This window comes from Algibacter sp. 2305UL17-15 (assembly GCF_040720935.1).
Classification (GTDB): Bacteria; Bacteroidota; Bacteroidia; order Flavobacteriales; family Flavobacteriaceae; genus Jejuia.
In genome coordinates this window covers 57,019-71,442 of record NZ_JBFDAE010000021.1, presented here as the reverse complement: position 1 = coordinate 71,442, position 14,424 = coordinate 57,019, and the positions used below count along the sequence as shown (strand labels likewise).

The window sequence follows — 14,424 nt, the reverse complement described above, 5'->3', positions numbered from 1 at the left end:
AAACTGAAAATGGCGCCCAAATCTACGCGGTTATTCGTTCGGTAACTGACACCTGTATCAAAAACGGACAAAACATATTCTGTGCTTTTAAAACTATTGCTATATTGAAGCCTGAATAGTTACCTATTTTTATTAATAGGATCATGTTCTTCTGGTGGAGGAGATGATGCCCAACCCAATATTGAAGATACGGTTGCGCCATCGGTACCATCTAATCTCGTTGCTGATAATACCACAAAAACAAGCACGGATTTAAGCTGGGGCGCCTCTACTGACAATGTTGGTGTGCAAACGTACTTGCTGTTCCAAAATGGTGCAAGTTTAACCTCAAATACATCAACATCACGAACCATTACAGGGTTAATGTCGGGGACGACATATACCTTTAAAGTGCAAGCGAGGGATGTTGCAGGCAATGTTTCTGGTTTTAGTAACGAAATTTCGGTTACAACACAAACCAATATTGCTGAATTGCAGATTGCCTCAGGAAATTTGGATACCTATCTTGGAAATTTTATTGATAATGTTCCTGGAGATTCGGGGAACAACTATCAAGTACCATCTACAAATGATTTAAATACTTGGGGTGAAACTATTGGTGCCATTTTAGCCGAAAACATTATCGTTGCCGTTCAAAAATCAGCACTTGTGAATTACCAGATTACTGAATTTACGGATACTACACTAAATCCAAATCAGGTGTTTTACATTTTGGAAGAGCAGAGTTCAAAAAGCAGACATTGGGGTGTTTATGTATTTAGCAAAACACCAATTCGGGACAATTTAATTATTCAGGCACCTCATATTAAAAACGATATCAATACAGGAAAACAAGCGGTGTATTGCTTTAAGGAAAATTTGGCTAAGGCTGTTTTTATCAACGGAACGCATCGCTGTAATAACTCTAGTTTTTCATCATGTTCGGGTACAACAAGTACTTGCGGTTCAGATGAATCTTATCGGGTATCGGATTTAGCCCATAACACCCAATCCGTTTTTCAAAAAACAACGGAAAGTGTATTTAGTACTATTGCTAATTCGGTATTCATTCAACTCCATGGTTTTGGAAAACAAGCATCCGACCCTTATGTTATTTTAAGTAATGGCACACGCCAAACGCCTACTATAGATTATGCCACTTTGCTAAAAGAAGCTTTATTTAATGAAGATAACACCCTGACGTTCAAAATTGCCCATATTGATACGGATTGGTCCAGATTAATCGGTTTTACCAATACCCAAGGACGTTTCATTAATAGTTCTGCCAATCCTTGCACATCGTCTGCAACTTCAACTAGCGGAAGGTTTATTCATGTAGAACAAGAGCGTACAAAATTAAGAGATAACACCTCTGGATGGGTAAAAATGAGTAACGCCCTAAAAAGTGTATTTAACTAAGAGAAATTTCAAATTATGAAAAAACTAGCACTACATTGGAAAATTTTATTGGGAATGCTTTTTGGCGTTATTGTGGGCGTACTGATGACCACCTTTGACGGGGGAAAGGAACTGATTCAAGATTGGATAAAACCCTTTGGGAAAATATTTATCAATTCCTTAAAATTAATAGCAATTCCTTTAATATTGGCCGCTTTAATAAAAGGGGTTTCCGATTTAAAGGATATTTCCAAATTGTCCAAAATGGGTGGTAGAACTATAGGGATTTATCTAACAACAACTGTGATTGCAGTTTCCATTGGACTGCTCCTAGTAAATTTGGTAAACCCAGGCAATTCTATTTCAGAAGATACCAGAACCGAAATGGTAGGCAATTATGCCGATAATACCACCAAATACAAAGAGACGGCTATGGCTCAAAAAGAGGCTGGTCCACTCAAGCCCTTGGAGGATTTAGTTCCCGAAAATATTTTCTCATCCGCTACAAGCAATCGGAATATGCTCCAAGTGATATTTTTTGCAATTTTCTTTGGCATCGGTTTAATATTAATTCCTGAAGAAAAAGGCAAAACAGTCAAACATTTTTTTGATGGCTTTAATGAAGTGATTTTGAAGATGGTTGACCTTATTATGTTGGCCGCCCCTTATGGTGTTTTTGCACTTTTGGCAGCTTTGGTAGTTGAATCTCCTAGTATGGATTTGTTTAAGGCACTGGGATGGTACTCGATTACCGTTGTTTTTGGGTTGGCAATTATGGTGGTTATTTACACAACCTTGGTGTTTGTATTTACAAAAAAGCGACCTAAATTTTTCATCAATGGCATTTCACCTGCGCAGTTGTTAGGTTTTTCTACTAGCTCAAGTGCAGCTACATTGCCCGTTACTATGGAGCGTGTAACCGAACATTTAGGAGTGGAAGAAGAAGTGGCAAGTTTTGTGTTGCCCATTGGAGCAACCATTAATATGGACGGTACCAGTCTATACCAAGCCGTAGCCGCCGTGTTTATTGCCCAAGCCTTCGGGATGGATTTGGATTTTTCCACGCAATTAGGAATAATTGCTACAGCAACATTAGCGTCAATCGGATCCGCTGCCGTACCGGGAGCGGGAATGGTAATGTTGGTTGGGGTATTGGGATATGCAGGTATTCCTGAAGCTGGTTTAGCGCTCATTTTTGCGGTAGATAGGCCATTGGATATGTGTAGGACCGTAATCAACGTAACCGGTGATGCGGCCGTGTCCATGTTGGTTGCAAAATCTGTAGATAAACTTGGAGAGCCCCATGTTAAGAATTGGGATGATAATTACAAAGGGTAATTTAAAGTAGTTGTTATGTATGCTTTTTTAATAAAAAATGTGATAAACCGTTAATCTAGAACTGTAACAAAAACAACCATATCTTTATATTAACAAAGACAATCAAATTTTGTTTTTAAATATTTTTTTGACTTTTGTGAGCAAATGGCCGTACATTTTTTAAGAAAACGAATTAAACAACCGTAAAGCGTATAATATAAAGTGGTAATTAATCCTGCCACCCCGAAAAAAAGACCGTTCAAAACTATGAACGGTCTTTTCTTTTATTTATTTACCACATTTATCGGTTTTCCATCCAAAAATGCTCCTAAGTTATTGGCAGCAGTTTGCATCAATCGGGTTCTTGCTTCTTTGGTGGCCCAAGCAATATGTGGTGTAATAATGCAGTTTTTTGCATTCAATAATGGATTGCTTTCATTCATTGGTTCTTCTGAAATCACATCAACCGCAGCTCCGGATAATTTTCCGTTATTTAACGCAGTTTTCAAATCGTCTTCAATAATTAAAGGGCCACGCGATGTATTTATCAGCATTGCTCCATCTTTCATTTGCGATAAAGTTGACGCATTAATGATACCTTCGGTATCTTTAGAAAGCGGGCAATGGAGACTTATAATATCTGAAGTTTTTAGTAATTCATCTAAAGAAACAAAGGTTAAGCTTTCGCTTTCAAGTGCTTTATAAGTAGTTCTGTTATATACTTTTATATGGAGTCCAAAAGCTTGAGCAAGTTTTGCAGTAGCTCTCCCAATTTTACCAAAACCAATAATTCCGATTGTTTTACCAGACAATTCAATTAAGGGATAATTCCAAAACGAGAAGTCTTTGCTTTTTATCCAGTCTCCATTTTGGACAGCTTTATTATGATGTCCAATATGGTGGCAGAGCTCTAAAAGTAATCCCATGGTAAATTGGGAGACAGCCTTAGAACTATAATCGGGAATATTTGTAACAATGATGTTGCTGTTTTTTGCAGATTCTACATCAACCACATTATAACCTGTGGCTAAAACACCAATGTATTTTATGTTTGGTGCTTTATTTATAACATCAGAATTTAGAGGTGTTTTATTTGTGAATATTACTTCAGCATCTCCAATATTTTTTAATATGTCTTTTGTGTTGTATTGGGTTCTATCATAAACCGTTACATCTCCAAACCGTTCAATACCTTTCCAGTCTAAATCTCCTGGGTTTAAAGTGTATCCATCTAATACCACTATTTTCATGAATTAATATTTATTCATAAAGATACTATTTGAAACTAAAATACGGTTACCAGTTTTAATTATTCTATTCTTATGTAATTTTCAGCAAAAAGGGGATGCCCTTCAGAATCTATTTGTATTTGGCTATACTTATCGTTTGTTAAATCATATTTGAACACAAACTCAGGATTTTGTGAGATATATTTGCTCATTTCTACAGATCCATATTCCAAAACTTCGGTTAAAAGACTATCAGTTAAAGTATAGCTCCCATAGCCAAACCATTCCGTAGAATCTGCAGCAATATTTCTACACCACATTACTTTTGAAGGGCTAAATGTTTTAATATGCCTATTGCCGTCAGTTGATGCAAAACTATCTACTACTTTGCCATCGCTATCATAGTTGTAGAAACTTGTACGTTCCCAAACACCTATTATCGATAATTTTTCTTCTTTTGTGTCTTCTGAAATGACTTCTGATTTTTTATTTGAATCCTTACAGGAAATCGTAATTGCAAATAAAATAAGTGCTAGGAATAAACTTTTTTTCATAATATTTTAATTTGTTTAGTTTACAACAAGTTACAAAAAAAAACAATATGGAATTCTGTGAGCTGCATGAAAATTTCGTTTAAATAAAATTTGATCAGATTGGGTTGAGCTCTTTTGTTTTTTCTTTAGTATTTTCAATTAAAGCCTATCGGTTTTAATAAACCAGCATATATGTTCTTATCATGATAATAAACATTTATTGAACTATAAATACTGTTAATAACTTCTATGTAAGGTTTGCTTCAAAAATTCTACTTTTGCTACTAATAAATTGATTAGATTATGTCACAAGATATTGAAAGATTAAAATGTTTAATAATTGGTTCTGGACCTGCTGGTTATACTGCAGCAATTTATGCAGCAAGAGCCAATATGAAACCAGTTTTATACCAAGGCACACAACCAGGAGGGCAGTTAACAACTACTAATGAGGTTGAGAATTACCCGGGATATCCTGAAGGTATTACAGGGCCAGAAATGATGATGGAGTTTCAAAAACAAGCTGAGCGTTTTGAAACTGATGTGCGCGATGGATGGATTACCAAAGTTGATTTTTCAGGTGAAGTTCATAAAGTATGGGTTAATGATGTAAAAGAAATTCATGCAGATACCATTATTATTTCAACTGGAGCATCAGCAAAATATTTAGGTTTGGATTCTGAACAGAAATATTTAAAACTTGGAGGTGGTGTGTCGGCTTGTGCAGTTTGTGATGGGTTCTTTTATAGGAACCAAGAAGTGGTAATTGTTGGAGCAGGAGATTCAGCCTGTGAAGAAGCTCATTATTTGTCTAAGCTTTGTAAAAAAGTGACAATGCTTGTTCGTAGAGATGAGTTTAGAGCATCAAAAATTATGGCTGCTAGGGTGAAGAATACTGAAAACATTGAAATCTTATTTAATACTGAAACCGATGAGGTTTTAGGTGATGGACAGGTGGTAACAGGTGTTCGGGTTTTTAATAATCAAACCAACGAGAAGTATGAAATTCCTGCAACTGGGTTTTTTGTGGCTATTGGACATAAACCTAATACCGATATTTTTAAAGGTTTCTTAGATTTAGATGAAACAGGATATATTATAAATGTGCCAGGAACATCTAAAACCAATATTGATGGTGTTTTTGTGTCTGGGGATGCCGCAGATCATGTTTACAGGCAGGCAGTTACAGCCGCTGGGACAGGATGTATGGCAGCTTTGGATGCTGAACGTTATTTGGCAGCTAAAGATTCAACCTTTGAAGTTTCTACTTCTACATATAATTAAGCAATTGGAATTATATATTTAAAAGTCAAAGTAAATTACTTTGGCTTTTTTGCGTTTTGTAGATAGGTGAAAAAGTGTTTTCTTTGGATATCAAAAAATAATTCGGGATGTGGCGCAGTCCGGTTAGCGTACACGGCTGGGGGCCGTGTGGTCGCAGGTTCAAATCCTGTCATCCCGACTAAACCATAATTTCAGATTCACTTAAGAAAGTAAACATTCTACATAAATTTGAAATTATGGTTTGCAACGAGGGTTTATTAGGATTATTAAAATCCTGTCATCCCGACAAAATCGTATTTTAGGTTTTTGTAGAGAGTTTGCTTTTTTAAGAACATCTAAAACTTCGTTTGTAATGAGGGTTTATTAGTGATATTTAAATCTTATCATCAATACGAACCTAGATTTAATCACTTCAAAATTCGTATGACCATCTAGTTATCAGTATTTTGTTTATAATCGTTTGGGATATTTACCAAACATTGTACAATTCTATCAATCTCTTCAAGTATTTACCCAATTTCTTGCTTTAATTTTTTAATTGCTTTTTTATCCAATAACTTGTCTTGTTGCTATAATTCTTAGTGCATAAAAAACCTTTTATATTATGAAGAATCTCAAACACGTACTTGGGTTAACTGTATTTTTAACTTCGTTTTTTGTCCAAAGTCAAGGCTTTGAAAATTTTATTACTGTGGATGGCAATCAACTTTTAGATGGCGATAAAACCTTCAGATTCCTTTCATATAACGTGCCTACATTGAACTATGTTGAGGACCATATGGATTTTGAAGAAACGAACCCTTATGGACTACCTTCAGAATTTGAATTAAGGGATGTGTTCGAAACCTTGCAAATAGTTGGTGGTAATGTGGCTAGAACATATACAATTCCTGTCCGAAACAAAAACTTTCCAGAAACATCTGTAACCTATGTTGAAGGTCCAGGGGAGTTTAACGAAGATGCTTTTAAGGTTATGGACACGATGTTGGCTTTAGCTTCAGAATATAAAATAAGGGTGATAATTCCTTTAGTTAATAACTGGGAATGGATGGGTGGTCGTCCTAATTATGCCGATTTTAGAGATAAGGACAAAGATGAATTTTGGACTGATAAAAAGTTGATTAAAGACTTTAAAAAAACGATTAAATATGTTTTAAATAGAACGAACACGGTTACTGGTATAAAATATAAAAATGATAAAACCATAATGGCGTGGGAGTCTGGCAACGAGCTTCAAAACCCGCCAGAATGGGCTATAGATATTGCGAGGTATGTGAAAAGCATTGATAAAAACCACTTGTTCATGGATGGTTTTTTTGCTATTCACGATGGTAATAACCACAGTACGTTTATACAACAATATTCTATTGACGAACCGGCAATCGATATTATTAGCACCCATCATTATGAACCGTCTTCAAGAAAAATGCTTGAAGATTTAAAAAAGACCGTGGCTATGGTTGACGGTAAAAAACCGTTGATGGTTGGCGAATTTGGTTTTATAGGTATTTCTGGAATTCAGGAAGTATTAGATTATATTGTTGATGAAAATGCCTTTTGTGGCGGGCTTATTTGGAGTTTGCGTCGCCATGACCCTGATGGAGGTTTTTACCATCATACAGAGCCTTTTGCTACCGTTTTATATAGAGCTTATCATTGGCCGGGTTTTGATGATGGTGAAGTTTACGGCGAACGTGAAACTTTAAAATTATACAGAGAAAAGTCTTTTGAAATACAAAATTTAGATGTACCGGAAATTACCGTTCCTAAACCGCCAAAGCTTTTAGGTTTTTCTGAAACTCCAAAATTCAGTTGGCAAGGTTCAGCTGGGGCGAGTGGCTATGATATAGAAAGAAGTACATCTGCAGATGGTCCTTGGGAAATTATTGAACACAATCTAGACGATGTGGATACACCCGGTTTTGATTTGTATAGTGATGAAAGTGCTTTGATTGGCAAAACGTATTATTACCGATTACGCGCTTTAAACCAAGCTGGAAAATCCGAACCTTCAAATATCGCTGGTCCTATAAAGATTGATTTTTTAACCCGAGTAGATTATGCTAAAAATTTAATGGTTCTGGAGAGGTATAAAGATCTAGAACTAAAAACCGGTGATTGTAGGTCTTTTAAAGAGGCGTTTTCAAGAATACATGGCGATAAAAAAGCCGAAGGTGTTTATGTTGTTCCTAAGGCTTTTAAAGAAATTCGCATTTTTAGTTATGAGGGGTCTAAGAAACCGAATATGTCCTTTTATAGTTCAGAAAATGGGATTGATTACGGGGAAGTTAAATTCGATGTCTCTGAATATAAATCCAATGAAGATAACTATGACTATTTAGTGCCAAGGAAGTATGTGATTAGTGCTTCGAAAACAGATTTTAAAGCGATAAAGTATATCAAATTTAAATCCTCAGACACTATAGATATTGTTAGAGTGGAATTGGAATATCAGTAATTTACTTCTAGAATTTTTGCGTTTTCAGATTTTATTTTTATACTATTTAAAGATGAAGGCAACAATAGCGTTTCGCCTTGTTGAAGCAAATACTCTTTTTGGTTGCAACTTAGAATCAACGCACCTTCAACACACATATAAATGATGAAGGAATCAATGTTAGAATAATCCTTTTCTATTTCGCCTTCTAAATGAATAATGTTTGTTTTAAAATAGGGGGAATGTACAAGTTTGCTCGACTTGTTTTTGTAAAGCTGGTATGCTGTTTTGTAATTGTCATACACCTGATAATCAATAGCATCAATAGCCAAATCGTTATGTAAGTCTCTTTTCTCTCCTGTTTTGGAATCTACTCTATCATAGTCGTATATGCGATAGGTTATATTTGAAGTCTGTTGTATTTCGGCCAATAAAACTCCTGCGCCAATGGCATGAACGCGTCCAGTAGGAATATAAAAAGTATCTCCTTTTTGAACCTTTTCATGGTGCATCACATCAACAATTGTATTGTTTTCCAGATGTTTGTTATAGTCCTCAGGAGTGATTTTTTGGTCAAAACCAACAATCAACTCTGAATTTTCATTAGCCTGCATGACGTACCACATTTCATTCTTGCCGAAAGAATTATGACGTTTTTTAGCTAATGCATTACTTGGATGAACCTGAATGGACAAAGGTGTTTTGGCGTCAATAAATTTAATAAGAAGTGGAAATTTATCTCCGAATTTTTGAAACACCTTTTTTCCAACTAAATCAGTTTGGTAAGTTTCTATTAATTCTTTTAACGTTTTGCCTTTCAATGGGCCGTCACTCACTGTGGTTTCATAATCTGTGACATCCGAAATCTCCCAAGATTCCCCGATATTTTTTTCCTTGTAGTCCTTATTGAGTACTGTTTTCAGTTTTTCGCCTCCCCAAATACGGTAGCAAAATATGGGATTGAATTTTAAAGGGTATAAATCCATTTATTCGTTTGTATTTACTTTTATTGTATACTTTTTTATGAGGTCTAGTGTGGTTTTATCAGTATTGTAAACCCCGTACCAACCTTGCAATTCGTGCGGAGGATCGCCCAAAAACGCATCTCCTTTTTCCCAGTATTCTCCAGGTCGTTCTGGTTTTGCCTCTCCGGAATAGGTCCAAAAATTCAAGCCTTTCACAACGCCACCATTCTGAATAGAATTTAAAACTTTAGCAAATAAGTGATTGTAAAATTTATCCCGCCATACCGTTTGGGCATCAGGATCATAGGAAGATTCATCCCTTGCAATACCAAATTCTTCAAGTATTATTGGTTTGTTCAAAGTTTTTGCTACTGCTACATGATCGTTCCAATATTCATTTGCCTTTTCAATAGCTTCCTGAAACTTTTCTTCGCCTTGCTTGGGGTTAAACCATCCCCAATTTTGAGGCCAAATGTGCATGGTTATATAATCAATATTTTCATTATTGTTATCACGGTAAACGTCTGTGCCAGAGATTGTGTCGTTGGTGTTGCCCTCGGTACCCAAACACACCAAATGGTACTTGTCCAAACTTTTAATATATGCTGATGTGTTTTGTGTCCACTTTAAAAAATCTTTAGGGGCGTCATAACCTCTAGGTTCATTGGCAAGTTGCCATGCCATAATGGTGGCATCTTTTTTATAGCGTTTTTTTGTAATGCTATTTTTTCTGTTTATTATTTTTTCAATATGATTGTTCATCATGGCTTGGGCAAGTGTATCGGTGTAAAATTTCAGGGAATAATCCGTGAAATCCTTCCATGAGGTGCCTTCGTCCTGCGGAAAAGGAATGTTACCTGCATTGGCCCATTTAAGATATTGTGGGAATCCGCCACTCCATGTCCAAAAGTTCCCTAAAACCATTATAGCTTTCATGTCTCTTTTATCCATTTCTGAAAGTAAAAAGTCTAAGCCTTTCCATAAATCTTCATTATAAACTCCCGGACTAGTTTGCAATGCTGGATGAATGCAATATTTCATATCTATATCTCCCTCACTTGCAGCTACCACTCTAAGGTTTTTTATTCCTAAAGCCTGAAGTTCGTTTAATTCTCTAACCAACCGTTCTCGGTCTCCAGAATTTGGAGCACCTAAATTCATACCTTGCCAATAATTAGAGCCTATAAAAGTGTATGCCCTCTTTTTCAGAATTAAATCACCATCTTTAACTTTAACAAAATGTCGTTTATAACTACTACAAGACGAAATACTTATTGATATTACTAGGGCTATAATTAGTCTGGTTTTCATAATTTAAAGTTGAAAAAGCAATTTTCACGTTTTATTATTCTGGTAATTCATAAACGTTAGGTAATGAATTTTGAAGTAATACATCTGTTTTGTTTGAAAAAGCTATAAAATCGTTTGCGTTGGAATTACTTGGAGCCGGTACGCAATAGGATGCCGCGATATTAGACCAAAACATCATATAGCTTAATTTTACATCATTATCTGTCAAAGAATTGTATAAATCTTGAGTGTAAAAATTTGGAATTGGGGTATTGGTGCCGGGAGTAACAAAAAAGCAAGACTCTGTTAAAGCCGCAATTTTTACTTTTTGCTTTGCTAAATCCGTAAGTATTTTAAGTTTTGCATTGGCTTGGGCTAGTCCTACCATACCCTGATTGTTAAAATCGCCATAGTTATCCATACCTAAAATATCCACATAAGTATCTCCGGGATAGCGTTCAAGATATTGTGCTTCACTAGTATAATGCCTGTCTGGAGAAAAGGCGAAAAGCATGTTATTGACGTCTTTTGTGTCTTTTAAATAATTGACCGTGAATCGCCATAAATCAATGAATTGTTGTGGTGTACAATAATCTTTTCCCCACCAGAACCAATTGCCGTCAAACTCATGGAAGGGTCTGAATATAATCGGGATGAGCTTGCCGTCATTACCTACCAAACTTTTGGTTACTTTGGCTACTTTATCCAATTTAGCTTTATAATAATTGTGATTTTCTCCACCCGGTAAAATACTGATGAATGCATTGTTCTTTTGGAAATCGGTCATACTTGCGGTGTAAAAATGGTCGCCCTCAAAAGGCTCTCGCATGTGCCACGCAAAAGTATTTACCATGCCTTTGTTGTATGCTTCAACAACATCTGCTTTAATCTTTAATTCGTGCTTATAATAAAAATTCCCGCCAGTTTCATCATTGCCATCGTCTGCTATAAACATAAAATCGGAACCTAACAATCCAGGGTCGTTTCCTGTTGTTTTTTTCATATCTGAAATACCGGTAGCATCGTTAAAAAATGAGTTGAACGCATCTTGCTGTCCCACAATAAAACTGGTTCTTGCTATTTTGTTCAAATTGTAAAAAAGTGCTATGGTTTCTGTAGTGGCGTTAGAATTCACCAAATAAAATTTTGCTTCGGAAGGAGATAATAGAAACTCATCAGCTTCATTGGTAATATTCAATGAAGCTGAATTTAGAGTTCCCAAAATCACATTGCTATTATCAGTGTTTGTAAGTGTGATGCTTACATTTTCTATTTCTTCAGACTCGGAGTCGTCTATAATAGTGATGGGGATAATAATACTTGTTGTATTTGCTAAAATTGTGGCGTTTCCTGAAATTTCGATATAATCTGTTCCATTGGTGGCACTTCCGTTTACGGTATAACTTACTATAATATTTTCCTCAAATGCTTTTGAGGCTCTAATAGTAAATCCACTATGGTTTGCGGGTTCGGACGCTGTGCCAGAATTGGAAACAATTGTAACTAGTATTTTTTCTATTGGAGTATCATCTTCCTCACTAGTTGAATCCTTAGAACAACCAACAAAGCTTATAATAATTACCAAAACGATATACTTTAAAACCTTTTTCATAAATTTTATCCTTTATTTTGTACCACAATACAGGCCCGTGAGGTATGGTACGGGGCTTTCCACATACTTACCTTGTCTTCTTGCGTATAAACGTTGCCGTTTTTATCTACTCTAAAATGCCATTCGCCATGTATTTTATCTATCAAATTGTTTTTTGTGAAGTCCCAAATTTTTAGGGAAGCTTCTATATATTTAGGTTCATAGGTTAACTCATAAACATATTTTAAACCTACCAAAGCTTCCATTTGTGGCCACCAATGTCTGTCGGTGTCCACTTTATTTGTGTCTAAGTTTTTTTCGTTGATAACTGCACCTTCACTATCAATACCATGCTCTAAAAAGGCATCTGCCACCAGTATTGCTGTAGCTTCTGTTTGTGCTATAATGGCTTTATTTCTAATTGCTTTTGCGGCGTCAATAACCAACCAAGCGGTTTCAATATCGTGTCCATAAGAGACAATGTTGCTTTGTAAATTCCAATGGGTATCAAAAAACAAATCGTAATTATAATTGCTGTTTAAAAACTTTTCTTGAATCAATTCAATCAGATTTTTTAAAGCACTTTTCAATTCCTCTGAATCAAAAACACCTAGCAACCTTGTGTAGGCCTCTAGAATATGTAAATGCGTGTTCATGGTTTTAGTTGCATTCATATCCTTTTCACTTAAGCGCATATCTTCAATAGGCGACCAATCTTCATTAAAAGCTTCTACATAACCGTTATTAATGTTGTCTTTTGCATGGGTTTCAATCAAGTTGAATAATTCAATAGCCCATGTTTTGGCTTCCTCATTTTTCGTTAAAATATAATACTCTGATAAGGCGTAAATAGCAAAGGATTGCGCATAAACTTGTTTGCGTTTATTTATAGGTTGTCCCCAATAATCAAGTTCCCAAAAAACGCCACCATGATTTTCATCTTTAAAATAACGTTTTAAATATTGGTATGCACGATCACAGATGCTTTTATATTCTGAAGTGGTTAAATGATTTGAAGCTGCTGAAAAGGACCAAAGGATTCTAGTATTTAAAATAATCCCTTTTGAAGCGTTTTTTATAACCTCATTATCGCTATTGATTCTTCCAACAAATCCACCATGAGTTTCATCTAAAGTATTAGAAGACCAATAGCCTAAAATATTTTTAAGCTCTTGATGAAGGTCTTGTTTTAGATGTTCATAACTGGAATTCATTAATATAATCCTTTATTTTTATCTATTAAATCGATAATGGTTTCAACGGAACCTGATGATGTAAACTTATCTTCGGGGGAATTCATGCAATAATCGACCAATTTATCTACTGAGGATGTTGCAACATGCATTCTTGTATCGGACGATGCATAATAAATATACACAGCACCATCATCATCTTGTATCCATCCATTTGAAAACAAAACATTGGAAACATCGCCAACACGCTCAGCACCTTGAGGTGCCATAAAATGACCGGCAGGTTGGTGGATAACTTTAGAAATATCATTCAAGTCTGTCATAAACATATATAATGTGTAACGAAGTCCCGCAGCGGTATTTCTAACGCCATGGGCTAAATGCAACCAGCCCTGATTCGTTTTTATGGGCGCTGGCCCCAATCCGTTTTTAAGTTCATATATGGTATGATACACTTTATTGTTGATTATTTTTTCATCTGTAACCACAGGGTTTTCCATATCGTCGATAAAACCTAAACCAATGCCGCCGCCACTACCTACGGTAATAAAACCTTGTTGCGGACGCGTATAAATTGCATACTTTCCATTGACAAATTCAGGATGGATAACTACATTACGTTGTTGGCTAGAATCTGAAATTAAATTGGGTAAACGTTCCCAGTTCAATAAATCCTTGGTTCTCACTATTCCAGCATTAGCTAAAGCCGTACTTGTATCGGAAGCTGGAACATCAGGGTCTTTGCGTTCTGAGCAAAATATGCCATAAATCCAACCGTCTTCATGTTGGGTTAAGCGCATATCGTAAACATTGGTTTCATCTTCATTTGGAGGTAAGGGAATCACACATGGTTTGTCCCAAAATTTGAAGTTGTCAATACCATTATCACTTTCCGCTATGGCGAAAAATGATTTTCTATCGTTGCCTTCAACTCTAACACATAATACATATTTATCTTGCCATTTAATAGCTCCCGAATTTAAGGTCGCATTAAATCCAATGCGTTCCAATCCATTTGGATTTGTGTCTGGATTTAAATCGTATCTCCAATGTAGTGGAACATGTTCTGGGGTAATTATGGGGTTTTCATGTCTCAAATAAATCCCATTGGAATTAGCGTGGGGCGTATTGGTTCTCGCTATTAACTCTTTATGTTCTCTTATGGTTTTATCTAAATGATATGGCTTTAATTTTGCTTCTTTGCTCAT

General features: G+C 35.7%; 11 protein-coding genes, 1 tRNA gene and 1 pseudogene. 6 read left to right on the top strand and 7 right to left on the bottom strand.

What is annotated here, in order from left to right:
- Nucleotides 1–111: 111 nt before the first annotated feature.
- From ABXQ82_RS17415 to ABXQ82_RS17405, 3 genes and pseudogenes are all read left to right on the top strand, one after another.
- Nucleotides 112–360, top strand: a pseudogene (locus ABXQ82_RS17415) (hypothetical protein); the annotation flags it as partial.
- Between the two features lie 3 nt (nt 361–363).
- Nucleotides 364–1,398, top strand: coding sequence for a hypothetical protein (locus ABXQ82_RS17410; RefSeq protein ID WP_367062822.1), 1,035 nt, complete (start codon nt 364–366; stop codon nt 1,396–1,398).
- A 15-nt stretch (nt 1,399–1,413) separates the two neighbouring features.
- Nucleotides 1,414–2,715 (top strand): dicarboxylate/amino acid:cation symporter, encoded by a 1,302-nt coding sequence (locus tag ABXQ82_RS17405; protein ID WP_367062820.1) that lies wholly within the window; start codon nt 1,414–1,416, stop codon nt 2,713–2,715.
- A 263-nt stretch (nt 2,716–2,978) separates the two neighbouring features.
- On the opposite strand, the gene ABXQ82_RS17400 is transcribed toward ABXQ82_RS17405, so the two are convergent.
- Nucleotides 2,979–3,944 (bottom strand): D-2-hydroxyacid dehydrogenase, encoded by a 966-nt coding sequence (locus ABXQ82_RS17400; RefSeq protein ID WP_367062818.1) that lies wholly within the window; start codon nt 3,942–3,944, stop codon nt 2,979–2,981.
- A 59-nt stretch (nt 3,945–4,003) separates the two neighbouring features.
- Nucleotides 4,004–4,477, bottom strand: a complete 474-nt coding sequence (locus tag ABXQ82_RS17395; protein WP_367062816.1) for a hypothetical protein — start codon at nt 4,475–4,477, stop codon at nt 4,004–4,006.
- A 282-nt stretch (nt 4,478–4,759) separates the two neighbouring features.
- Between ABXQ82_RS17395 and trxB the strand changes: the two genes are divergently transcribed.
- From trxB to ABXQ82_RS17380, 3 genes are all read left to right on the top strand, one after another.
- Nucleotides 4,760–5,740, top strand: a complete 981-nt coding sequence (trxB, locus tag ABXQ82_RS17390) for a thioredoxin-disulfide reductase (protein WP_367062814.1) — start codon at nt 4,760–4,762, stop codon at nt 5,738–5,740.
- A gap of 103 nt (nt 5,741–5,843) precedes the next feature.
- Nucleotides 5,844–5,918 (top strand) — tRNA-Pro (locus ABXQ82_RS17385).
- 426 nt (nt 5,919–6,344) lie between these two features.
- A complete protein-coding gene (locus ABXQ82_RS17380; RefSeq protein WP_367062812.1) occupies nt 6,345–8,198 on the top strand; it encodes a cellulase family glycosylhydrolase in 1,854 nt (617 codons plus the stop codon).
- Here ABXQ82_RS17380 and ABXQ82_RS17375 read toward each other — a convergent pair.
- Genes ABXQ82_RS17375 through ABXQ82_RS17355 form a run of 5 tightly spaced genes read right to left on the bottom strand, consistent with a single transcriptional unit; the run spans nt 8,192 to nt 14,424 of the window.
- The gene (locus ABXQ82_RS17375) at nt 8,192–9,163 is read right to left on the bottom strand and encodes a type I phosphomannose isomerase catalytic subunit (RefSeq protein ID WP_367062810.1); all 972 of its coding nucleotides are present in this window, start codon (nt 9,161–9,163) and stop codon (nt 8,192–8,194) included. The two genes, ABXQ82_RS17380 and ABXQ82_RS17375, sit on opposite strands and share 7 nt — an antisense overlap.
- Nucleotides 9,164–10,453, bottom strand: a complete 1,290-nt coding sequence (locus ABXQ82_RS17370) for a beta-mannanase (protein WP_367062808.1) — start codon at nt 10,451–10,453, stop codon at nt 9,164–9,166.
- 34 nt (nt 10,454–10,487) lie between these two features.
- A complete protein-coding gene (locus ABXQ82_RS17365; RefSeq protein ID WP_367062806.1) occupies nt 10,488–12,044 on the bottom strand; it encodes a glycosyl hydrolase in 1,557 nt (518 codons plus the stop codon).
- Between the two features lie 5 nt (nt 12,045–12,049).
- Nucleotides 12,050–13,237 (bottom strand): AGE family epimerase/isomerase, encoded by a 1,188-nt coding sequence (locus tag ABXQ82_RS17360; protein ID WP_367062804.1) that lies wholly within the window; start codon nt 13,235–13,237, stop codon nt 12,050–12,052.
- Entirely contained in the window at nt 13,237–14,424 is a 1,188-nt protein-coding gene (locus ABXQ82_RS17355) for a glycosidase (protein WP_367062802.1), read from the bottom strand. The genes ABXQ82_RS17360 and ABXQ82_RS17355 overlap by 1 nt, the downstream gene beginning before the upstream one ends.

What these genes read in the sequence shown, in the direction of transcription:
- ABXQ82_RS17400 (WP_367062818.1), bottom strand. Translation starts at nt 3,944, where the DNA reads ATGAAAATAGTGGTATTAGATGGATACACTTTAAACCCAGGAGATTTA.
- ABXQ82_RS17355 (WP_367062802.1), bottom strand. Translation starts at nt 14,424, where the DNA reads ATGAGCAAAGAAGCAAAATTAAAGCCATATCATTTAGATAAAACCATA.
- ABXQ82_RS17360 (WP_367062804.1), bottom strand. Translation starts at nt 13,237, where the DNA reads ATGAATTCCAGTTATGAACATCTAAAACAAGACCTTCATCAAGAGCTT.
- ABXQ82_RS17375 (WP_367062810.1), bottom strand. Translation starts at nt 9,163, where the DNA reads ATGGATTTATACCCTTTAAAATTCAATCCCATATTTTGCTACCGTATT.
- ABXQ82_RS17405 (WP_367062820.1), top strand. Translation starts at nt 1,414, where the DNA reads ATGAAAAAACTAGCACTACATTGGAAAATTTTATTGGGAATGCTTTTT.
- ABXQ82_RS17370 (WP_367062808.1), bottom strand. Translation starts at nt 10,453, where the DNA reads ATGAAAACCAGACTAATTATAGCCCTAGTAATATCAATAAGTATTTCG.
- trxB (WP_367062814.1), top strand. Translation starts at nt 4,760, where the DNA reads ATGTCACAAGATATTGAAAGATTAAAATGTTTAATAATTGGTTCTGGA.
- ABXQ82_RS17365 (WP_367062806.1), bottom strand. Translation starts at nt 12,044, where the DNA reads ATGAAAAAGGTTTTAAAGTATATCGTTTTGGTAATTATTATAAGCTTT.
- ABXQ82_RS17395 (WP_367062816.1), bottom strand. Translation starts at nt 4,477, where the DNA reads ATGAAAAAAAGTTTATTCCTAGCACTTATTTTATTTGCAATTACGATT.
- ABXQ82_RS17410 (WP_367062822.1), top strand. Translation starts at nt 364, where the DNA reads ATGTCGGGGACGACATATACCTTTAAAGTGCAAGCGAGGGATGTTGCA.
- ABXQ82_RS17380 (WP_367062812.1), top strand. Translation starts at nt 6,345, where the DNA reads ATGAAGAATCTCAAACACGTACTTGGGTTAACTGTATTTTTAACTTCG.